Source organism: Paenibacillus terreus (genome assembly GCF_042138595.1).
Lineage (GTDB): Bacteria > Bacillota > Bacilli > Paenibacillales > Paenibacillaceae > Paenibacillus > Paenibacillus terreus.
Genome location: NZ_JBHIRX010000008.1, coordinates 64,665 through 86,318 on the forward strand (window position 1 = coordinate 64,665; position 21,654 = coordinate 86,318).

Below are 21,654 nucleotides of genomic sequence, written 5' to 3' on the forward strand. Positions count from 1 at the left end.
AGGGTCCTCCTCTCTCTATCCGGCTGCGGTCAATTGCCTTTCTCCACCGCCTGCTTGTGCTCCGCTGCAAACTGCTCCGGCGTTGTCGCTTTACCGAACAAGGCCTGAATCATATTGAGATGCACCTGGGCTGCATTCGGCTTCATCTTCACATCCGCGAACAGCGTGATGCTGCTGGCGTTGTTCAGCTCGTTCAGCAGCTCCACATACAACGTTGGCAGATTCCCTTTGGAGGTGTCCACCTTGGTCGCCGGGATGACGCCCGCGTCCGTAACGGATTGCTCGCCCCATTTTGCCACAAAATATTCCACAAACCTCTTCGCTTCTTCCTTCACCTTGGAGTTCTCCGCTACGAACAGGCCCACGCCGGGACCACCCACCCAACTGTTGATATTGCCTTTGCCGCCGTTCACAGTCGGGAATTTGAAAAATCCGACAGAGTCCTTAAATTCCTGCGGAATATCCGGGTTGGTTGTAAAATTCGGCAGCTCCCACGTACCCATCAGATACATGGCAGCTTTCCCGTTCATGAACTCCGATTTGCCTTCATCATTGGACAGTCCGTTAAAGCCTTTGTTAAACGCATTCATATCCACCAGGCTTTGAATTTCAGCCGCCGCCTGAACAAGACCCGGATCTTCGAACGACCCGGTGCCGTCGATGGCCTTGGCCAGCGCTTCATTCCCGGCAATGCGGTCAGCCAGATACATGTACCAGAGCGATCCGGTCCACCGGTCTTTATTGCCAAGCGCTATAGGTGCGACACCATTGCTGGCAAGCGTTTGCACAACCTGCTTGAATTCATCGTAGGTCGTAGGCACCTGAAGGTTATATTTTTCAAAAATGGCCTTGTTGTAATAAATAGGCGAAATGTTCAGCTCGATGGGCAGCGCATAGGTTTTGCCGTCCACGGCGTATGCTTCCGTCGTTCCTGCCACAAACTTGTCCTTAAGCTGCTCCCCGTTCAGCAGGTCGTCAAGCGGTGTGAACAATCCGCCTTTCACATAAGGCTCCATAAATCCGGCAGCCCACGTAATTCCGATATCCGGCAGCTCGTTGGACGCAGACAGCACCTTCAGCTTGTTTTTGTACTGCTCGTTTTCCAGAACCTCCTGCTTGATGATCACATTTGGATGATCCTTCTGATACTGCTCGATGATCTGGTTGACCAGCTTGTTCTGCTGTGCCGAGCTGCCAGCCGGCCATAGATGCATCATGTTGAGCGTAATTTTGTCGCCTCCGCCGCCAGCCTGCGAATCCCCGCCGCTTCCTGTATTTCCTCCCGCTCCGCCGCATCCGGACAGTACCAGCATCAGCGCGAGCATAACGATAAACCCTGCAAACACTTTGTTTTTGGACATTCCCAAATCCTCCCCCAGTGTGATTACAAGCTTTTAATGTAACCGCTATCAAAAATCATTGTAGCACCGGGTTTTCATCGTTCACAGATCACAGTCATTGGCAATAACTCCACTATTATTGGATTTCTTCCGGAATGCCTGCCATCTGCTGTCTATACCGGCTTGGACTTACGGATTCCAGCTCCTTGAACACTTTAATAAAATATTTATCCGTCCTGTACCCAACCCGGCTGCCGATCTCCGCCACCGAGAGCCGGGTTTGCAGCAGCAGCTCCTTGGCACGCTGAATGCGCAGCCGGGATACATATTCACTGAAGGGCGTCCCTGTCTGTTCTTTAAAAAGCACGCTGAAATAGCTGGCGTTCAGATGAAGACGCGCCGCCATATCCGCCATCGTTAACGGTTCGTGGATATGCTCTTTAATATAGTCCAGCGCTTCCTTTACCGGCTCGCTTAAAGCTGCCTCCCTGCCGCCAACCTTGAGCAGGGTGGGGTCTACCAGCTTCTCCAGCTTTTCATGCAGCTCTCGCTCTTCCTCCAGCCTTAACGCCTCACCGGCCGCCTTCAGCAGCTCCTGCTTGTCGATCGGCTTCAGCAGATAATTGACGGCTCCAAGCCGCAAAGCCTGCTGCACATAATCAAATTCCGCATATCCGGAAATGACTACAATGCACGGCTTGCGTGCATGTCCTTCCAGGGAACGGATCAGGTCCAGACCGCTGATTTCGGGAAGCCTGACATCCGTAATCAGCAGGTGAAACGCCTGCTGCCGCAGTTTATCCAGCGCCTCCACCCCGTTCTCCGCCGTTTCAATCCGGTACTTTCCGCTGCCTGAGGTCTCAAGCGTCTGCTTAATGCCCTGCCGGGTACGCGGCTCGTCATCCACGACCAGTATCGTTTTTAACGTCAGTTCCATGCCCGCCGCCTCCATTTCCATTAGGAATGTCAAATGAAATCACCGTCCCCGCTCCAGGTGAGCTGACGATCTGCAAGCCATCGATTTCCCCGTCCGCTCCTGCGTAATACAGCTTTAACCGCTGCTGGACATTGGCCAGCCCCATGCCGGTTCCTTTCCCGGCAACAGACGGCCCTCCCTGCAGCGCTCTGTATAATGCCGCGTATGTATCACGATCCATGCCCGGGCCGTTATCCGATACGGCAACTCTTGTCCAGCCCTGCCGTGCGGAATGCCCGATTTGTACCTCGACAACTCCGTTCCCTCTGCTGTTCTCGACACCATGCAGGACTGCATTCTCCACAATCGGTTGCATGAGCAGCTTCGGAACAGGCATCGCAGCAAATTCATGAGGCATATTAATATGCCATGTCAGACGTTCCCCCAGCCTCATCTCCATAATTTGAAGATAACGCCTGATGTGCTCCGTCTCCTCGCCGATGGTTACCCATCCATCCCTGCCCTGTTGATCGATGGTATAGCGGAACAGCCTGGACAGGGACACCATCAATCCGGCCAGCTCCTCCTCCCCTTTATCCTGCAAGGACCAGTTGAAGGCCTCCAGCGTATTAAACAGAAAATGCGGATTAATTTGCGCCTGCAAAGCCTTCAATTCGGTACGGCTCTGCAGCACCTCTTTCTCGTATACCGCCCGGATTAACTCATTAATATTGGTAATCATGGCGTTGTACGTATGGTTCAGTTCCCGCAGCTCCAGTGCGGCAGGAGACTCGGGCTGCAAAGCCAGCGCGGCGGGGCGGGATTTGCGCATCGCCCGGATCAGACGGCTGATGGGCCGGGTAATCATGGTGGAGAGGAGAAAGGACATCATCAGGAACAGCAGGGTGCCGATGACACATGAGACGAGCATAATCGTCCTGAGCACCGAAAGGCCTTCCGTTACGAAGCTCACCGGCGTAAGCACCAGCAGCGTCCAGTTCGTTCTGTCCGAGTGCTGCTCCACTTTGACATATTCCCGGTCCCTGAATTTCACCGTCTGACCGCTGCTGTTCAATAGTCCCAACAGATCGGAGGCAGGAATGCCTCCGCTGCCTACCAGCTCCCCTTTTTCGTCCACCAGTAAGATAGACTCCCCGCCGCCGCTCCCGGCTATGGGATCATTCAATTGGAAGTAGCTGCGCTGTACACGGGCAATCAAATATCCTCCACGTGAAAACCAGCGGTCCAGCAAGCTGACCTGGCGAATGGCCAGCAGCGACTGCGGGTCATTCGGATCAACGCCGATCCAGACCAGGCGGCCTTTTTGCCGGTTGGCCTCCGTGATATAACTGCTGTCAATCCGGCTGTCCAAGGTCCCTTCGCGCAGCGGAAAGAGCAATGTGCCATCGGCATCGTACAGTTCGAGTGATCCGACGCTGGGCATGTAGGCCTGGTAGCTAAACATAATCTGCAGCAGGGATTGACGCTGACTGAACGGGACCTTCCGGCCGCTCAGCTCCTTCAGCAGCAGCTGCTGCACTCCCTGATGATTGGCCACCTGCTCCGTCAGGCTGTCAATTTGCCCGATCAGCGCATCCAGACGCCCATTGGCCTGCACCGCCGTCTGCTGGATGTGCCTCTCTGCGTTGTTCTTCAACACATAAGATACTCTATTGTAAATGAATGCCCCCGTCACCCCGATCATGATCACCATAACGAAGAAAAAACCGATAAAAATCTGATTGCGCAGTGTATTTAAGTTTTTCCATCTTTCCCCCATCGACTTCGCCCTCTCAAATTGTTATCTCACACAAACAAATATACACGAGATTAATTGATAGCGATTACAAAAATATTGTTTACGGCTTTGCTCGTTGTGTTTAAGCTGAAGGCAAAGCACTGAACGACTATGAAACGCCTTATAATGAAGGGACATTTTATCTGCCTTATCCCGTTGGATGCGATATAGGCAGAGTCTATTATTATGGGTTCCTCCATCAAGCAACGACTGCTATAATACGCTTAAGGGAGTGATTCGACTATTGAAGCAGAGCAAGTCCTCAAGATGCTTGAGACCGTTTTAGATGCTAAACTCAAACCTCTCCAACAAGAAATGACGGATATGAAGCAGGACATTACTGGTATTAAGCAAGAATTGACTGATATGAAGCAGGACATCACTGGTATAAAGCAAGAAATGACTGGTATGAAGCAGGACATCACTGGTATAAAGCAAGAAATGACTGGTATGAAGCAGGACATGGTCGATATGAAGCAAGATATCAGTGGTTTGCATAACAAATTGGATTTGCTCGCCTCCGAGCAACCGGATGATACCTTGGCTTTGCTGCAAATCATAAATACCAAACTGGACATCATTCAGAAGGATGTTGAATTTACTTTTTTGAAAACCTCGAAAAATGAGCTGGAAATCAACCGTTTAAAGACACAATGAAAGGCAGTAATGACTCGTATCGCGGGTCATTGCTGCCTTATTTGTCAAAATTAGATCACCGGTCTATCACCTATTCTAATTCAGTAACAAAGAAATCGACCACGGATAGAGGGACAGCTTCCGTGCTTTGTTGCTGCTGTTAACTGTTATATGGCGCACCTAACTCAATGATGTTGTGATCCGGGTCCAGAATAAAAATCTGCGCAAACCCGGCCACGCTGTCAGGACGCGCCTCATAACTGACGCCAATGTTCTCCAGCCAGGCAACGGTCTTCGAGTAGCTCTTCACCCAAATGGCAAAATGGCCGTCCGTCGTATCGATGCCCTTGGTGCGCAGCGTCTCCCCAGGCGGATGCTCCAACAGATGCAGCTGTTGATCCGCACCTACGGCATACCATACTCCTTTGGACCGGAACGGCGGCCGTTCGATTTCCGGGAAACCAAGCACCTCCGAATAAAACTTCTTTGCTCTTACAAGATCTCTTACAGCCAGACTTACGTGATGCAGACGTTCAAATTCTATCATTTTCGTGCCTCCCAAGTTTTCATGGATCCATTACAAATTCAATAAATTAACGTATACTTGAGGAAAATCATACCAAAGGGGTTAATATGAACTTTTACTCATTTTACTCACGCCTCGGATTTACATTCTTTATTTCTATGGCCTTGACATTATCAGCAGCCGGAGCACCTGTTCACGCCACTATAGAATCAGGTACGGGTCCCCGTCTTAACGGGGAATATGACGCAGCCTCCACGGGGGATATTGCCTATGTCGCTGCCTCTTCCTCTTTCTCCGGCAAGGATACTTTGATGCTATACAACCCGCTCAATCCGGAACAGCCGGACGGCAGGGAGTTGTACACTTCCAGCGGAAGTCTGCTGGATCCCGCTTTCTCGGCTGACGGAACTAAATTGGCGTTCATAGAGACCTGGGGCCAGGCCGGTTTTTTGCGGTTAACCTCTATGGATGACGACGACAACACGGTAAGCGCAATTAAAGTGCTTGATTTGCAGACAGGCAACCTGAGCAACATGATTAAAGTAGAGCATGCGATTTCTGAGATAGAGTTCGCGCCAGACGGAAAATCCGTGTTTTTTCTGCAGGCAGAAACAGCTAAATCCGTGCTTTTCAATCAAACTATAAGCAAAACTACCTTTGATGTTTATCAGATTCAGATAAATGCCAGCGCTCCAGTCAGACATACACAGTTGAAAAGCTCTGAAATCGAATCATTAAAAATCGCTCCGGATGGACAGTCTTTCTATCTTGCATTCCCAAGCGGTTCCCTGTCCAATAACCAGTACAAACAGCAGATCAGGGAGTTTCCTCTCGGAAGCGGTAATAATACCGGTTCCGCCATTTCCCATAGCAGCAATGAAAGATTATCCGAGTTCTCATGGAACAAGGACCAGACCTTGCTGTATTATCATTCGGAAGCCCGATCAGATCAAGACGGCTCTTATAAAGATAAGCTGTTTGTGTACAATCCTGTGACGAAAACGGACAAGCAGCTCACCACGCCGGACGGTTATGTCCACCGGCCTGTGGCCGTAGGTGACCGGCTGTATTTTATGACAGGCCTCACCCGTTTTGGATACGGCCAATCCGTATTATACGCCATGCCGGCAGCCGGCGGCGAGCCTGTTCCAGTGGAGCTTCCTGCGCCACCGGACAAGTCCCTCATCATTCCGCTTTAGCCCGTATGCCAGCGCCGCAACTTGCGGCGCTTTTTTCCTCTCCTATCCCGGATCTTACAGGCGGGAAGCCGGGCGGTTACGTGCCGGAAATGACGCGCCAAGCCTCCCCAATCCTTTGGCGAAATCATGCAAGCTCCTGACATTCGTGAGAAATTCATAGCTCAGAACGGAGCTTTGTTCCACGATCCGTGTAGCAAGATGACCTGTGACCTTGAACTGCTGTCTATGGATATCATCTCTTTCCAGCCTAAATTGAAGCTCGGGTTCAATGGCACTAAACCAACCCGTTTCCTTATATGTATTGCATAACGCTTCCGCCTCTGCCTGCCAGTGCAGGAGACTTCCACTTTCCAGATACGGACCATCCACTTCACCGGCAAAATTCAGGCATTCGACCCGCATTCGGCATTTCAACCAGTCAATATCCGACGCATCCAGCATTGCTTGAGGCAATTCGTATCCGTATACGCAGATTAAAATCCGGTCTTTTCCATCACTTGAGACCAGTTCAGCCGATGGATAGCTTTCCAGCAATTCCTTCCACTCTTTTCCGGACATTTGACTATCCCCCTCTACGTCAACAGCTTACCAGATAGCGGTTTTGGAAAACAATAGTAACCAACTGAAATAGAGCGTCTGCTTGTATCCTTTAACTCTTGAATTTATGGAAAACAAACAGGCCGGCTTCTGCCGACCTGCTTAACAGGACGGGTCCTGATTTACAGCGAATCAAAATTGAACAATGTATCCTGTGCTTGCAGGGCGGCCCCCATAACGATGGCTTTGTCGCCCAGCTGCGCATATTTGAAGGCCATCTGCATCGGAATAGGCTCGGAGACGGTGAGCTTGTATTTTTCCTCAACCAGCTTGCGGATTTCGGGGTAGTCCTCCAGAATCGGACCGCTTAATACCAGAATTTCCGGGTTATATAAATACAGACAGTTGGTGATCGTGACGGCGATGTAGACGGCCACCCGGTCCAGCAGGTTCAGAGCCCAGAGCTCTTGCTTGTTGTAATGCCCGATCAGTTCATGAACGGAAGTAATGGGAACAAAGCGCGCGGCCTGACGAATCATCGCTTTCTCTGTGACAATGGTACCCAGACAGCCGATTTTCCCGCATTTGCACTGCTCTCCGTTGATATCCACCGTCACATGCGATATTTCACCGGCCAGGTTGTTTTCTCCCCGGTAAAATTCTCCGTTCATAATAATGGCTACGCCGACACCCGATCCGAAGCCAAGCAGAACCGAGCTTTTGGAGTATTGTGCCGCACCGTAGCGGTATTCGGCCTTGGCGAGCATCTTCAGGTCATTATCGACGATAACCGGGTAGCCTGTCAGCCTTTCAAGGATGCCGGCCGCATGGATCTCACTCCAGCCTAACTGAACGGAATGGTTCACGACCCCTGAACTATGGTTGACAATGCCCGGAAGTCCAAGGCCGATACCTGCGATTTTGTCAGGCTTCAGATCCTGTTCCCGGATTGTGCGATTCACCGCTTCAGCGATGAACCGCAGTGTTTCCTCCGGAGCTTGAGCGAGCTCCATGCTGACTTTTTCCATGTAAAATACGTTGTCCGTAAAATCCATAATTCCGATCCGGCACATCCCCTCGGACAGATCCACACCGATGGTGTAAAGGGCATCTTCCCGGATATCCAGCAAATTAGCCTTCCGCCCCACCCCGCCGGACAGCAGCTCTGTTTCTCTCAGAAACCCTTCATTTTCCAGATCCTGTACGATCCGGCTGATGGATGTGGCGCTCATGTCCGTAATTTTGGCGATCTCCGCCCGCGAAATGGGCCTCCTGCTCTTCACGATGTCAAGCACCCATTTTTTATTCTGTTTCTTGATAAAACCGTTATCGTGCTTCTTCATGGGAATCGTCTGTCCTCCCGCTTTCGAATCGGTTTCCAGCCCCTTCCATCGTAAGCGACATGGACAGCTTGCCGCAAGTTCGTTGATCACGGCAGTGTGTTCGCAAGACTCGGTTATGTCTAATTGTCAGCAGACCCAGTGTTATCCCTCACGCCCGTTCAGCCTGACGACAGTCTCGTTCTCTTCTCACACCTCCTCCCAGAACCGCTTGACATTGGCCATGCCGATTCTGGAGCCGACTTCGCAGTCTTCCATTCCTTCAAACTCCACCGTAATGTAACCGTCATAGCCGGACTGCTTGACGATCCGGGTCACTTCGCGGATGTTGATATCGCCGTGCCCGATGATGGCGCCGCGAAGATAATTCTGATTCACTGTGATGAACCATTTTCCTTCTCCCGGATTCTCATAATAGGGTCTTATATAAAAATCCTTGAAATGAACCCGATTGGCGTATTGAATATTCTTCTTTACGCCCACCAGCGGAGCCTCATCCGCGCACAGGAAGTTACCGATATCAAGGGTCGTCTTGAAATTATCTCTGCCAACGGCATGGATAATGCTCTGCACCCGGTCGCTTGGCTGCACGTTGAAGCCATGGTTCTCGATGGTGGTCACTATACCGTACTGCGCGGCGTGATCGGCGATCATGCGGCTGCCTTGCACCATTCTGTCAAAATGCTTCTCGAAGTATTCGATACCCATATCTTCCGGCGGCAGCCTGAATGCCGTTACGTCGTGGCGAATACTGGCAATGCCCATCCGGTGGGCAATATCGACATGCTGCTTGATCCGCTCCACCTCGGTCAGAAACTCCTCTTCGTCCTCCTTGCACAAATCAGCCGGAAAAGAATAACCGGACAGCTCGATGCCTGCCTCTGCCGCTTTGTCCCGAATACGGTCGGCGAGCTCCACGTTATCCACTACCGTGAAGCCGTAAGGAACAAGCTCCATATGCTCGCCCCCATTATCCGCCACCCACTGTATGGCATCCAGAATCGTCATTTTTCCCGCATTGATCGCTTCCAGCAAACTGTACGAACTGAGTCCTACCTTCATGGCTAACACTCCTTGAAATATGGATTTGGATGAAGCTATTACACTCAGGCTTGCGCACGCACGGCTCCTTCGTCATACAGGTGACAGGCAACCGTATGTCCAGGCGACTGTACAACCGCGGCCGGTTCGGTCGTTCTGCACACCTCCATACACGCTGGGCAGCGGGTGTGGAACTTGCAGCCTGCCGGCGGATTGACGGGACTGGGCAGATCGCCTTGCAGCAGTATTTTTTCTCTTCTCAGCTTCGGATCAGGGACGGGAACCGAGGACAGCAGCGCCTGGGTGTAAGGATGAAGCGGCTCTTGGAAGATGCGGTCCTTGGGGCCGCATTCCACCATTGTACCAAGATACATAACGCCGACCTGATCGCTGATATGCTCGACGACACTGAGATCATGTGAAATGAATAAATACGTTAACTGAAATTCCCGCTGCAGGTCATCCAGCAGATTGAGGATTTGGGATTGGACGGATACATCCAGTGCCGACACCGGTTCATCCGCGATGATCAGCCGGGGCCTCATGATCAGCGCGCGGGCAATCCCGATACGCTGTCTTTGCCCGCCACTGAACTCATGCGCATAACGATTCGCCTGCTGCTCGTTCAAGCCGACGACCTCCATCATCTCGGAAACTTTAAGCCGCTTCTCTTTAGCAGATAGCCTGGTGTGAATATCAAGCGGCTCGGAGATGATATCCGATACCTTCATGCGCGGATTGAGCGAAGCATAAGGGTCCTGGAAGATCATCTGCACCTTGCGGCGGATTTCCGTCAGCTGCGATTCCTTATGTCCGGAGATTTCTTCACCGTCAATCCAGATTTCCCCGCCGGACGGCGTGACCATCCTGGAGATCAGTCGCCCTGTCGTCGATTTGCCGCAGCCGCTTTCCCCGACCAAACTAAAGGTCTGGCCTCCCGCAATGGAAAATGAAACTCCGGCCACCGCTTGCAGAAGCCGCCGTCTGCGGAACAGCCCTCCCCGTAATTCAAATGATTTCTTCAACTGCCTGACCTCGACCAGCATATCGTTCATGCCCTCCCGCCTCCTTCACATCAGCATACAGCCAGCAGCTGCAGGATCTCCCGCCCTCGAACACCGTCATATCCGGCTCCAGCTCAGAGCAGACGTCCTTGGCATGCTCACATCTCGGGGCGAACTTGCAGCCCGGAGGCATATGGGCGGGGTCAGGCACCCGTCCCCTGATCGAATCCAGCCGCTCCTTCTTCTGTCCAAGCTTCGGCACCGACGCGATTAGGCCGCGGGTATACGGATGCTTGGGCTCTTCAAACAGTTCATGAACAGGCGCCTCCTCCACCACCCTTCCCGCGTACATAACAACGACCCTGTCGCACATCTCGGCGACAACACCCAGATCATGGGTGATCAGCAGCATCGACATCCCCTCTTCGCGCTGCAGCGTCTTCATCAGATGCAGAATCTGGGCCTGAATGGTCACGTCGAGCGCGGTGGTCGGCTCATCGGCAATCAGGAGCTCGGGGCGACACGACATGGCGATGGCGATCATCACCCGCTGCCTCATTCCACCGGACAATTGATGGGGATATTCATGGATGATTTCATCCGCGCGCGGAATCCCGACCTTGTTTAGCATGCTGATCGCATGGGCTTTCGCCTGCGCCTCCTTTAATCCCAGATGGAGCCGGATCGGCTCCATGAGCTGCTCGCCGATCTTCATAGAGGGATTGAGCGAGGTCATCGGCTCCTGAAAGATCATGGCGATCTGCTTGCCGCGAATTTTCCGCATTTCGGATTCCGGGCACCTCGTAATGTCCCGATCCTTGAAGCGGATGCTGCCTCCTCCGATGGCTCCCGAGGTCCCGTGAAACAGACGCATAATCGAGAGGGAGGTCAAGCTCTTTCCACAGCCCGATTCCCCAACCAGGCCCACGATTTCACCTTGACGGATATCGAAGCTGACCTGATTTAAGATTTGGATTTTCTTCTTGTCTTTGCTGAAAAGGGTTTCCAAACGCTCGATCTGAAGAATCCGCTCGGCCACGGTTCCCACCTCCGTTACTTGTTCTTCGTCTTTGGGTCCAGCACATCCCGCAGGCCATCCCCGACCAGGTTAAAAGCGAGCACCGTCACAAAAATGGCGATACCCGGCATGATGACCACATGAGAGGCTGTGCCCAAATAATCTCTCCCGAGGGTGAGCATGCCGCCCCAATCCGGCGTTTCCGGGCTGGAGGCCAGCCCGAGAAAGCTCAAGCTCGCCGCAGCCAAAATGGCTGTGCCCATTCTCATCGTAAAGAAGACAATCAGGCTGCTCATCGTTTCGGGAAAAATGTGCTTCAAGATAATTCTTCTCTTCTTCGCCCCCATTGAGCGCGCGGCTTCCACGAAGACCGATTCCTTCACCTCCAGCGTTTCACCCCTGATCAGGCGGGCAAAGGTCGGGATGCTGAATATCGCGATGGCGATTACTACATTCGTCAGGCCCGGTCCGAGAATAGCGACAATGGCCAGGGCCAGGATCAGGTCCGGGAAGGAGAACATAACATCGCAGATCCGCATAATGAACCGGTCCAGAGCACCGCCGAAATAACCGCTGATCAGACCCAGCAGCGTTCCGAATACCGCGCCGGTGAGAACGGCTGTAAAGCTTACGCTGAGGCTCAAACGTGTCCCGTAAATCAGGCGGCTGAAGATATCGCGTCCGTATTCATCGGTTCCTGCCCAGTGCTCTCCGGACGGCGGCGACAGCGTGTTATTGTAATCCGGCGCAAGCGGATCATAAGGAGCAAGCAGTGGCCCAATACAAGCAATCAAGATCAGGAACAGAACGAAGATGCCTGCCGCAAAGGCCACCTTTTGCTTCTTCCAGTTGTGCCAGAACTCTTTGACCGGCGAATACACCGGGGATCGGGCGACTTGAAGGGTCTCCGTATTCTTCATTACCGTGCTCATAGCTTCCCTCCTTCGCTATTTATGCCGTACCGGTACGGATTTTAGGATTCAGGAAGCTGTATAGAACATCCACGATCAGATTCACGAGGATGAACTCCGCTGCAAATAGCAGGAGCAGCGCCTGAATCACCTGATAATCCCGGAAAGCAATGGAGTCGATCAGCAGCCGACCCATACCCGGAAAGCTAAACACCGTTTCGACAACGACCGAGCCGCCCAGCAGATAACCGAACTGCAATCCGGTAATTGTGACGACCGGGATCATGGAGTTGCGGAGCGCATGTTTGACGATGACCGCGGCATTCCCCAGTCCTTTGGCTCTCCCTGTCCGCACGTAATCCGAACCGAGCGAGTTCAGCAGAGACGAACGGGTAAACCTGGCGATCATGGCCATAATGCCTGCTCCCAGCGCAATGGACGGCATAATATAGCTTCTCCAGCCGTCGGCCCCGCCGGTGGGAAGCCAGCCCAGCGACACGGACAGCCACTGGATCAACAGCAGCCCCAGCCAGAAGCCGGGAATGGAGATGCCGGATACGGCCAGCACCATGCCGATATAGTCCGGCAGCTTGTTCTTGAAGACCGCAGACAAGGTCCCGATCAGAATGCCTGCAAAGAAGGCCCAAATGATGCTGGTAAAGGTGAGCAGAATGGAATTGCGGAAGCGGTTCTCGAACATCTCCGTGACCGGCTGTCCGCTTTTCACCGAGGTGCCCAAATCTCCAGCGAGCAGGTTCTTCATATAATTCAGATACTGCATCCAGATCGGGTCGTTCAGGCCCAGCTGCTCCCGAATGGAATCCACTTCGGTAATGTTGGCGTCCGGCCCCGCCACGAGGCGGGCAGGATCACCCGGAATGAGATGAATGAAATAATAGCTCACCAGGGAGACGATAAAGAGCGTCGGGATCAAAGCAAGAATCCTTTTGCCGATGTATTGAAGCATCATATCCTCCTTTCCGGGAGACGGGACGGGAACACTGAAGCCGGCCTCCCCACTCTCCTCGTCAAAAACGAAACTGCGGCGGTTGCTTTAGAGAATCTTCAGCAGTCACTTTAATGAAGCATTGTTGTAATTGATACGGCCCTGCGGGGTGATGAAAACACCGTCCAGGCTGCTGCGCTTGCCCGAAACGTTCTGATCGGAAGCGAGGAAAATCCATGGCGCTTCCCGGTAAATCGTGGACTGGACTTTTCCGTACAGCTCCTGCTTCTTCTCCCGGTCCGTCGTTTCATTGGCCGCTTGCAGCCAATTATCTACCTCGGTGTTACTGTAGTAAGACGCATTGCCTCCTGTAGGCGGAAAGTTGGCAGTGCCGTGAATGGGCGAAATGGCATTGTCGGTATCCGTCGCCTGGCTTCCCCAGCTTACATACCACATCTCCACCTCAGCTTCTTCCGGCGTGACGCCGCCGTAGATTTTATCCGACAGGGTGGCTTCTTCAATGGATTCGATCTTCAGCTTGACGCCGATCTGCGACAATTGCTGCTGGATAAACTGCATCCCCTTCAGCGTATCCGAGTTCGTATTGCCCCAGATGGTGGCGCTGAATCCGTCGGGGTAACCCGCTTCGGCCAGCAATTGCTTCGCTTTTTCCGGATCATAGGTATAGGTGCCGCTTTGCGGCTGATAGAAGTCGATCGTCCGCGTAAGATTGGAATCGAGTGGCGTTGCCAGTCCGGACATGACGACACTGATGTAAGCATCCTTGTTCACCGCATAGTTCAACGCCTGACGGACTCTCACATCATCAAACGGTTTCTTCATCGTGTTGAGGGTGACGTAACGAAGAATGGTGGAATCGCTGGCGGTCACCTCCACCCCCTCCGTAGCCTTCAGCTCTTCCATATTCTGAACAGGCAGCGGATAAATGAAGTCCGCCTCTCCGGTCTTCAGCATCGCAACTCGCGAACCGTTTTCCGGCACCGGCTTAAATGTGATCTTCTCAATCGCAGCTTTGGAATCGGGGTTCCAATAGCTCGGGTTTCTCTGCACGGTCAGGGAATCCCCCTGAATCCATTCCACAAATTGATAGGGTCCTGTACCGACAGGATGCTTGGAAATGTCGCCGGATTCCAGCGCTTTAGGACTTACGATTTTGGCCGGGACCAGCTTTGCCATGAAGCTGCTGTTCGGATGGTTCAGCGTGATTTTGATCGTGTAATCGTCAGGTGCCTCTATGCTCTTGATGTTGTTAAATCCTCGGCTGTATAAGCGAAGACCATTGGCCTCATCGGCGATTCGTTCAAGGTTCTTCTTCACGGCTGCCGCGTTGAAATCCGTGCCGTCGTGAAATTTGATGCCCTTACGGAGCTTGAACGTGTACTCGGTTGCCTCTTCGTTCGCTTCAAAGCTCTCTGCGAGCAGGGGAGCAATTTTACCGTTGTTCTCTTCCACCAAGCCTTCCAGAATGCCCGACTGAACCGCGCCGGAGTTGCGGTCGCCAGTAGCATGGGGGTCCATCGTAATAAAGTTCTCGTTAACGGCAATGACGATTTCATTATCCTTCACGCCTTGGGTGTCGGCATTCCCCTTCTCCCCGGCATTGCCTGAAGCTCCGGGTTCAGCCGTCCCGCCATTTGCAGAACAGCCCGCGGCAGCAAGCACCAGGATGATGATAAATAAGGCCCTCAGCATTGATTTCATTGAACAATCAACCCTCTCTTGAATTATGGATTTTCATGAATGGTTGTGTAAGCATTTCTCCACAGATGCAAGTGCAGCGGGATAATTCATAACACTATGTTATTTAAATGTGAAAAAAACAAACTTTAGACCACCTTTTAGCCCGCATTTAGAAATTATTTTCTTCAGTGGTGTTATTAATTGGGGTTAGATATAGAGAGTGTTTTATGAAAATAAATAAACTTTGTGAGGTTTATTCACATCACAACTGTGATAAAACCAGGACCGTAGTACATGCTTTTTATTAAGTTCCTGGATGGAAGTGAAGCCAACGATTGCAAACTTTCACGTGTGATTTTCCGTAAGATCATACGCAGATGTGGATGGAAGTGGTATACTTAAAGATGCAAATGGAATACTATAAATTAAACCAAAGGAGAGGATAGGGATGGGAACTGTGGTTAAACCGACATTTAACGTGGATCAAATGATAACCTCCTCCGAAGCCTCAAAAAAATTTGGAGAGCTTCGTAAAAGGGCACAGCAGCTTCCTCAATACATTACGGAAAATGGTTCAGTTGAAACGGTCGTGATTGGCTATAAAATGTTTGAACAGCTCTATGATCGCTTAACTCAGCTGGAGGAAAAAGAGGAAGAACGTATCTTGCTTGAACGTATCGAAAGCCTTGACGTGAATCCAGCAGCCACAAAATCCTGGAAAGAAACTCGCCGGACTTCAAAAAACTGAATGGAAGAACGGGGGCGATCACATAAACGCTTAAATACTGTCAGAAGTATTCCCAAAGACCAGATGAGGAAATATCTCGAAAAGTTAGAACAGTGGAAAACACGACCTCATTGAGACTGCGTATAAAGCAGTCTTTTATTTTTACGATTTTCACTCCACGCGTAAAAAGCCGCCTGAGATTCCAGACGGCCTATAAATCAGTGCGAGCTTGTTCAAACTATTTTGTTCAATCCGTTCAGCCTGTTGGCCTGAATGACCGTGCCGACCTCGGCCAGAATACCATCCAGCGAAGCCGGGTCATTCACATCGTATTCATCAATGTTCAGACGCAGCACCGGACAAGCCTTCAGCTGTGAGAATTCGTCGATCCAGGCGGAATATCTGGCATGCATGTGCTCCCAGTACGATACGTCAGTCTGAATTTCCATTTCGCGCCCGCGCTCCCTGATGCGGTCCAGAATGGACGGCAGACTGCCTTCCAGATAGATCAGCACATCCGGATGGGGAAAGTATGGCGTCATCACCATAGCTTCAAACAAACTGGTATAGGTCTCGTAGTCCGTCTGGGACATCGTGCCTTGATCCGCGTGCATTTTGGCGAAAATGCCCGTATCCTCGTAAATCGAACGGTCCTGCACATAACCGCCGCCTGCTTCAAAAATATTCTTCTGCTCTTTAAAACGCTCAGCCAGAAAATAAATTTGCAAATGAAAGCTCCAGCGCTCGAAATCATGGTAGAACTTCTCCAGGTAAGGATTATGATCCACCTTTTCCAGGGAGGTTTTGAACCCGAGACGATTCGCCAGGGCAGCAGTCAGTGTCGACTTGCCGACACCGACGGTGCCAGCCACCGTTATGATCGCGTCGGATGGAATATTGTAATCATTCATGATATAAGCTCCTTTACTTGGGCCACGATCCGGGCAAACTGCTCCGGATGCTCGACAAAATCAACCTCGCTGCCGTTAATCGGAACAATGACGGTGGCAGGCTCACGTTCAGCCAGGGAAGCCATCGCCGTATCGTAATCCTCGATCAGCTGTTGCAAATAAGCAGGATCGATCTGCTCCTCAAAGGCTCGTCCGCGTTTGCTGATGCGGTACAGCAGCGTGTCCAGATCGGCGCGGATATACAGAATGACATTCGGCTTGGGCAGATCGTCGGTCAGAATGTGATAAATCTGGCGGTACTTCTCTCGTTTGATCCCTTTGAGCGTGCGCTCGGCGAAGATCAGGTTTTTATAAATATGATAGTCCGAGATGACCGGCTTGTCCTGTGCAATGTACTGCAGATCCGTATCTTCAAGCTGCTTGTAACGGTTGCAGAGAAAAAACATTTCCAGCTGAAAGCTCCACTCATCTATATTTTGATAAAACTTGTCCAGAAAAGGATTCTCTTCTACGATTTCTTTCAAAATGGGGATGTTCAGTTCTGCGGATAACATGGAAGCAAGCGTGGTTTTTCCGGCTCCGATCGGTCCCTCCACTGCAATAAACGGGCCTCGTTTCATAAGTTCCTCCTCGTGCGGCATTGCGAGTAACAGCTCTAATCCTGATAAATAAAAAGACTAAAATATTGTACCACACGAGAGCGGATTAGCAGATATGTAAATTGTTCTTTTTACAAGGTCAGCCCATCACGGCATCTTTTCAATCTTCTCTTCCTGGGCGTCAAATAATGCCAGCTTGTAATTAATCTTTTCCAACGTTTTGATCAAACGCGATATTTGGTCCTCCACTTTACTTTTCTGGTGCATCATTAGCTTTTTCCGCTGTGGCAGCGTTTCACGCCCGCCCTTGTACAGCTCTACATATTCCCTGATTTCCCCCAAAGCCAGGCCTGTTGAACGCAGGACTTGTACCGTTTCAATCCAATCTATGTCAGTGTCACTGTACACACGTACTCCGTTCACGTCCCGCTTCACATGAGGCAGCACGCCTTCTTTTTCATAAAAGCGCAAGGTATAACCGGAAACTCCCGTTTTCTCGGCAACTTCCTTAATCGTGTAAGTCATGATCCGCACTCCCTTGTTATAGATTAGAGTTACTCTAACGCATTTTAGCTTAGCTATTCCCGCTTTTCAAATCAAAAGGCTTGAAATAACGGAAGTGGAATGGTGGTTGACTTAGAGAACTCTCTAGCCCGTATGCTTTTAATAGCTCGACCACTTCATAACCTGGAAAGGGGAAACTTCAAGTGAGTACAAATAAAGTTTGGTTTGTAACAGGCGCATCCAAGGGGATGGGGCTGACATTGGTTAAAATGCTGCTGGCAAGAGGCTACCAAGTGGCCGCTACATCAAGAACCGCCCGGGACCTTCAGCAGGCTGTAGGCGAACATGAACATTTTCTTCCATTACAAATGAACCTGTCGGATGAAAACGATGTACAAAGAGCACTCTCTGCAACAGTTGAGCGGTTTGGGCGCCTGGATGTGGTCGTCAATAATGCGGGCTATGGACAAACCGGACCTTTCGAGGAAATCCCGGATGCCGCAGCCAGGGAGAATTTCGAAGTCAATGTGTTCGGAACCTTTAATGTAGTGCGGCAGGCGCTGCCGCAGCTGCGCAAACAGAGATCAGGACACATCATCAACTTCTCTTCGATAGCGGGCTTTTACGGATTCGGTGGAAGCGCCATTTATGCGGCTACCAAATTTGCCGTAGACGGAATGAGTGAGTCATTGGCGGAGGATGTACGGCCTTTCGGCATTCATGTAACAGCCGTGAAGCCTGGATACTTCCGCACCCAGTTTTTATCTTCAGGCTCTTTGAAAACAAGCACAGCTCAGCTTATCGACGATTATGCTTCTCTTAGAGAAGCGCAGGAATCCGGCATCAAGCAAGCCGATCAGAAGCAACCGGGAGACCCGGAGAAGGCAACGGACATACTGATTCGCATAGCGGAATCCGACAATCCGCCGCTGCATCTGTTTCTTGGCAAGGACGCCTACGAAGCCGCCCGCAACAAGATCGAAAGTGTGGAGCGTGATTTGGCGGCATGGGAAGCGCTGGGCACTTCGACAGACTTTGAATAAGCATTTTTAATACGAAAGGAGTAAGGTGGCACTATTTCCTGCTAGTTCTGATTAGGCTAAGGATTCGAAAATAAGGGCATGTTCCCCCTTCTTCTCGGCTTGTATTCTTAGCCGCCATAGAGAGAAAGAGCGAGTATTGGCGGAAATCCAAGCACCATACTCGCTCCTTTAAATCATAGACGGTCAGCCGGGTATGAACATTCATATCTTCCCGAGCCGACGGTTAGAGTGACACCACCCTCTGTTTCCGAAATATCCAATACTCCCTTAGCCGTCCCGGCAGGATTGCCACTCTCAAGCAATTCCTCCATGCGAGCTCCCTGCAGCACGATTTCCGCGCTCGTATTGGCCGGAATTTGTACAATGACCGTCACCGTTCCATCGGCAATCTGCCAGGAAGACTCAATCAGCCCATAAGGCGACTCGAGAGCTGCCCGGGCCGAAGTGAGTTGTCCGGCAGCAAACCGCGGCTCGATGAGAATCTTTTTGTACGCCGGCTCCGCCTCATTCATATTCAAGCCTGCCACATAACGGTAGAGCCAATCCCCGACGGCCCCATAAGCATAGTGATTATAAGAGTTCATATCATCACTCCAGAATGAACCGTCAGGCTTGATGCCGTCCCAATGCTCCCAGATCGTTGTGGCTCCCTGCTTGACCGAATACAGCCAGGACGGATACTCCTCCTGCAGCAGCAGCTTTACGGCGGTATCGTGATATCCGTTGTCGGACAGCACGATGCACAGATAAGGAGTACCTACAAATCCGGTGGTCAGATGATAGTTATTCTTCACAATCAGCTCATTCAGCTCACGGGCTGTACGCTGTTTGGCCGATCCCTCTACCAGATCGAACATCAGGGCCAGCACATGCGCGGTCTGGGTTGGTGCCGCCAGCCGTCCGGCAGGCGTTACGAATTCCTCACGATAGGCTTTTTTAATTCCGGTCAGCAGCTCGCTGTAATGCCGCACATCCCCGGCACGTCCCAGTACTACGGCAGCATCTCTTACGATTCTGGTCGAATAGGCGAAGAAAGAAGTGGCCACCATATCAAGCGGTGTCGCTCCGACATAGCTGTTCTCCTTGGCGTCCAGGCCAAGCCAGTCGCCGAAATGAAAGCCTGTATTCCACAAGTATTCCTGCTCCCCCTGGCTGCGGATATAATCAACCCATGCTTTCATGCTGTCATACTGTTCTTCAAGCAGTCGAACATCCCCATAGCTGAGATACATCACCCACGGGCAGACGACAGCGGCATCGCCCCAGGCTGCCGAGGTTTGTTCTTTGCCTGGATTCTCCGCAGTACCTTCAAGGACATTCGGAATGACAAACGGCACGCTCCCGTCCTTATGCTGGTCCGCTTTGAGATCCCGGACCCATTTGCCGAAAAAGGGGCCGACATGATAGTTAAAAGCGGCGGTACGTACGAACACCTGGGCATCACCCGTCCATCCCATGCGCTCATCCCGTTGCGGGCAGTCTGTCGGTACATCCAGAAAGTTGCCGCGCTGGCCCCATACGATATTGCGCTGCAGTTGATTAACCATCGGGTCCGAGCATTCGAAGGTCCCTGTTTTTTCCATGTCTGAATGCATGACTTCTCCACTAAAAGCTGCAAGCAGCTCCTCATCGCTCCATGCCTCCAGCCCTTCAACCTTCACATATCTGAAACCCTGGAAAGTAAAATGCGGGGCATAATCTGCTTCTTCCCCACCCTCGGCTGTATATTCAACCCGCTGCCCGGCTGAACGCAGGTTGCCGGTATAGAAATTCCCCTCCTGATCAAGCACTTCCGCATGCTGCAGAGTAATCGTGCTGCCCCCAGGGAGGTGCCCCTTGATCCGTATGCGGCCAACCATGTTCTGGCCCATGTCCAGCACTTTTTCACCCGCTGGAGTCGTGATGACTTTTTGCGGGTATATCATTTCCGTTACCCGTACAGGCCAGTTCTCCTGCGCTACCAGCGGTTCAAAAGGCAGTTCGCAGATTTCCGTGCCGCTCCAGCCGGAATCGTCAAATGCGGCCTCGCTCCACCCCTGCTGCTCAAGCCGAGCGTCATAGCTCTCTCCGTCGTAAATGCTGGAGAACCGGATCGGTCCCAGTGAAGATTTCCAATTCTCGTCGGAGACAAGAACCTCTTCACCCCCATCGTCATATTGAACATGCAGCTGCAGCAGCATCGCTCTGCGGTCCCCGTAATGCGCCAGTTTGTTATCCCAGCCCAGGCGTCCCTTGTACCAGCCGTCCGCGAGCTGTACACCGATCCCGTTGGCCCCGCTCTTCAGCTGTGCCGTCACATCGTAGGTCTGATACTGCAAGCGGTGATGGTAGCTGGTCCATCCGGGAGTCATCCACTCCTCGCCAACCCTGCTGCCGTTCAGGAAAATTTCATATAAACCTGCAGCAGTAGCATAAATGCGGGCCGATTTTACATCAGTCCGCAAGCTAAACGAACGCCGCATCATAAAAACCGGCTCCGCCTGCGGGTCAATGGTCTCCGAATCAGGGGTAATCCACTTGGCCTGCCACTCCCCGCTGTCCAGTAGTCCCGTCTCCCACCACGCAGGAGAGCTCCATCCGGAATCATGGCCCCGATCGTCCCAGCATCGGACCCTGAACTCATAGCGGCTGCGGGACTGAAGCGGCGGACCTTCATATTTAACTTGAATGGACCGGTCGGATTCGACACGGCCTGTATCCCAGAGTGGTGAGGCAAAATCATCCCCAGGCCGCGACACCTGAATCTGGTATGCCGCCTGAAGCGTTGCCCTTGCTGCTCCGATCAGCTTCCATCCAAAACGCGGCTCCCTCTCTCCGCTTCCCAAGAGTAAATCCCTGTATTCACACGTTAACCCCTCTATCTTGAACTGGCTCATTGCAAAACCTCCTTTTACCGGTTCGCCCATTCAGGCTTGCTATTGAATCCAGTTTCATCTTACGATGAATGTAAACGCTTG

Annotated in this window: 20 protein-coding genes; 4 read left to right on the forward strand and 16 right to left on the reverse strand. The window is 51.8% G+C overall.

The genetic code is table 11. From position 1 onward, the window contains the following. Positions 1-29: 29 nt before the first annotated feature. The 3 genes from ACE5KN_RS15685 to ACE5KN_RS15695 form a co-directional block, all read right to left on the reverse strand. Complete coding sequence (locus ACE5KN_RS15685; RefSeq protein WP_375524649.1) at positions 30-1,361, reverse strand: extracellular solute-binding protein; 1,332 nt, start codon at positions 1,359-1,361, stop codon at positions 30-32. A gap of 115 nt (positions 1,362-1,476) precedes the next feature. Continuing rightward, the gene (locus ACE5KN_RS15690; protein WP_375524650.1) at positions 1,477-2,277 is read right to left on the reverse strand and encodes a response regulator; all 801 of its coding nucleotides are present in this window, start codon (positions 2,275-2,277) and stop codon (positions 1,477-1,479) included. Then, entirely contained in the window at positions 2,240-4,036 is a 1,797-nt protein-coding gene (locus tag ACE5KN_RS15695) for a cache domain-containing sensor histidine kinase (protein ID WP_375524651.1), read from the reverse strand. Before ACE5KN_RS15695 ends, ACE5KN_RS15690 begins: the two co-directional genes overlap by 38 nt. A 285-nt stretch (positions 4,037-4,321) precedes the next feature. Here ACE5KN_RS15695 and ACE5KN_RS15700 point away from each other — a divergent pair, with 285 nt between their 5' ends. Beyond that, positions 4,322-4,711 (forward strand): coiled-coil domain-containing protein, encoded by a 390-nt coding sequence (locus ACE5KN_RS15700; protein WP_375524652.1) that lies wholly within the window; start codon positions 4,322-4,324, stop codon positions 4,709-4,711. A gap of 139 nt (positions 4,712-4,850) precedes the next feature. Here the strand turns inward: ACE5KN_RS15700 and ACE5KN_RS15705 are convergent, their stop codons facing one another. Beyond that, positions 4,851-5,237 (reverse strand): VOC family protein, encoded by a 387-nt coding sequence (locus tag ACE5KN_RS15705; RefSeq protein ID WP_375524653.1) that lies wholly within the window; start codon positions 5,235-5,237, stop codon positions 4,851-4,853. Between the two features lie 86 nt (positions 5,238-5,323). Between ACE5KN_RS15705 and ACE5KN_RS15710 the strand changes: the two genes are divergently transcribed. After that, on the forward strand, positions 5,324-6,415 hold the full coding sequence (locus ACE5KN_RS15710; protein ID WP_375524654.1) for a YncE family protein: 1,092 nt from the start codon (positions 5,324-5,326) through the stop codon (positions 6,413-6,415). A 54-nt stretch (positions 6,416-6,469) separates the two neighbouring features. On the opposite strand, the gene ACE5KN_RS15715 is transcribed toward ACE5KN_RS15710, so the two are convergent. The 8 genes from ACE5KN_RS15715 to ACE5KN_RS15750 form a co-directional block, all read right to left on the reverse strand. After that, positions 6,470-6,973: a WapI family immunity protein gene (locus tag ACE5KN_RS15715; RefSeq protein ID WP_375524655.1), complete on the reverse strand. Its 504-nt coding sequence runs from the start codon at positions 6,971-6,973 to the stop codon at positions 6,470-6,472. 161 nt (positions 6,974-7,134) lie between these two features. Then, complete coding sequence (locus ACE5KN_RS15720; protein WP_375524656.1) at positions 7,135-8,295, reverse strand: ROK family transcriptional regulator; 1,161 nt, start codon at positions 8,293-8,295, stop codon at positions 7,135-7,137. Between the two features lie 186 nt (positions 8,296-8,481). After that, positions 8,482-9,354 (reverse strand): sugar phosphate isomerase/epimerase family protein, encoded by an 873-nt coding sequence (locus ACE5KN_RS15725; protein ID WP_375524657.1) that lies wholly within the window; start codon positions 9,352-9,354, stop codon positions 8,482-8,484. 44 nt (positions 9,355-9,398) lie between these two features. Then, positions 9,399-10,388 carry an ABC transporter ATP-binding protein gene (locus ACE5KN_RS15730; RefSeq protein WP_375524658.1) on the reverse strand — a complete coding sequence of 330 codons (990 nt, stop codon included), beginning with the start codon at positions 10,386-10,388 and terminating at the stop codon, positions 9,399-9,401. Continuing rightward, entirely contained in the window at positions 10,342-11,376 is a 1,035-nt protein-coding gene (locus ACE5KN_RS15735; RefSeq protein WP_375524659.1) for an ABC transporter ATP-binding protein, read from the reverse strand. The genes ACE5KN_RS15730 and ACE5KN_RS15735 overlap by 47 nt, the downstream gene beginning before the upstream one ends. Positions 11,377-11,390: 14 nt before the next feature. Then, complete coding sequence (locus ACE5KN_RS15740; RefSeq protein WP_375524777.1) at positions 11,391-12,275, reverse strand: ABC transporter permease; 885 nt, start codon at positions 12,273-12,275, stop codon at positions 11,391-11,393. A 31-nt stretch (positions 12,276-12,306) separates the two neighbouring features. Continuing rightward, on the reverse strand, positions 12,307-13,233 hold the full coding sequence (locus ACE5KN_RS15745; protein ID WP_375524660.1) for an ABC transporter permease subunit: 927 nt from the start codon (positions 13,231-13,233) through the stop codon (positions 12,307-12,309). Between the two features lie 105 nt (positions 13,234-13,338). Beyond that, positions 13,339-14,934 (reverse strand): glutathione ABC transporter substrate-binding protein, encoded by a 1,596-nt coding sequence (locus ACE5KN_RS15750; RefSeq protein ID WP_375524661.1) that lies wholly within the window; start codon positions 14,932-14,934, stop codon positions 13,339-13,341. A gap of 427 nt (positions 14,935-15,361) precedes the next feature. Between ACE5KN_RS15750 and ACE5KN_RS15755 the strand changes: the two genes are divergently transcribed. Then, on the forward strand, positions 15,362-15,661 hold the full coding sequence (locus ACE5KN_RS15755) for a type II toxin-antitoxin system Phd/YefM family antitoxin (RefSeq protein ID WP_375524662.1): 300 nt from the start codon (positions 15,362-15,364) through the stop codon (positions 15,659-15,661). Positions 15,662-15,873: 212 nt separating this feature from the next. Here ACE5KN_RS15755 and ACE5KN_RS15760 read toward each other — a convergent pair whose 3' ends face one another. The 3 genes from ACE5KN_RS15760 to ACE5KN_RS15770 form a co-directional block, all read right to left on the reverse strand. After that, complete coding sequence (locus tag ACE5KN_RS15760) at positions 15,874-16,551, reverse strand: deoxynucleoside kinase (RefSeq protein ID WP_375524663.1); 678 nt, start codon at positions 16,549-16,551, stop codon at positions 15,874-15,876. Then, complete coding sequence (locus tag ACE5KN_RS15765) at positions 16,548-17,171, reverse strand: deoxynucleoside kinase (RefSeq protein ID WP_375524664.1); 624 nt, start codon at positions 17,169-17,171, stop codon at positions 16,548-16,550. Before ACE5KN_RS15765 ends, ACE5KN_RS15760 begins: the two co-directional genes overlap by 4 nt. 126 nt (positions 17,172-17,297) lie before the next feature. Further along, complete coding sequence (locus tag ACE5KN_RS15770; RefSeq protein ID WP_375524665.1) at positions 17,298-17,675, reverse strand: MerR family transcriptional regulator; 378 nt, start codon at positions 17,673-17,675, stop codon at positions 17,298-17,300. A 182-nt stretch (positions 17,676-17,857) separates the two neighbouring features. Here ACE5KN_RS15770 and ACE5KN_RS15775 point away from each other — a divergent pair, with 182 nt between their 5' ends. Then, positions 17,858-18,697 carry an oxidoreductase gene (locus ACE5KN_RS15775; RefSeq protein ID WP_375524666.1) on the forward strand — a complete coding sequence of 280 codons (840 nt, stop codon included), beginning with the start codon at positions 17,858-17,860 and terminating at the stop codon, positions 18,695-18,697. Positions 18,698-18,870: 173 nt separating this feature from the next. On the opposite strand, the gene ACE5KN_RS15780 is transcribed toward ACE5KN_RS15775, so the two are convergent. Further along, the gene (locus ACE5KN_RS15780; RefSeq protein WP_375524667.1) at positions 18,871-21,573 is read right to left on the reverse strand and encodes a family 78 glycoside hydrolase catalytic domain; all 2,703 of its coding nucleotides are present in this window, start codon (positions 21,571-21,573) and stop codon (positions 18,871-18,873) included. Between the last annotated feature and the right edge of the window lie 81 nt (positions 21,574-21,654).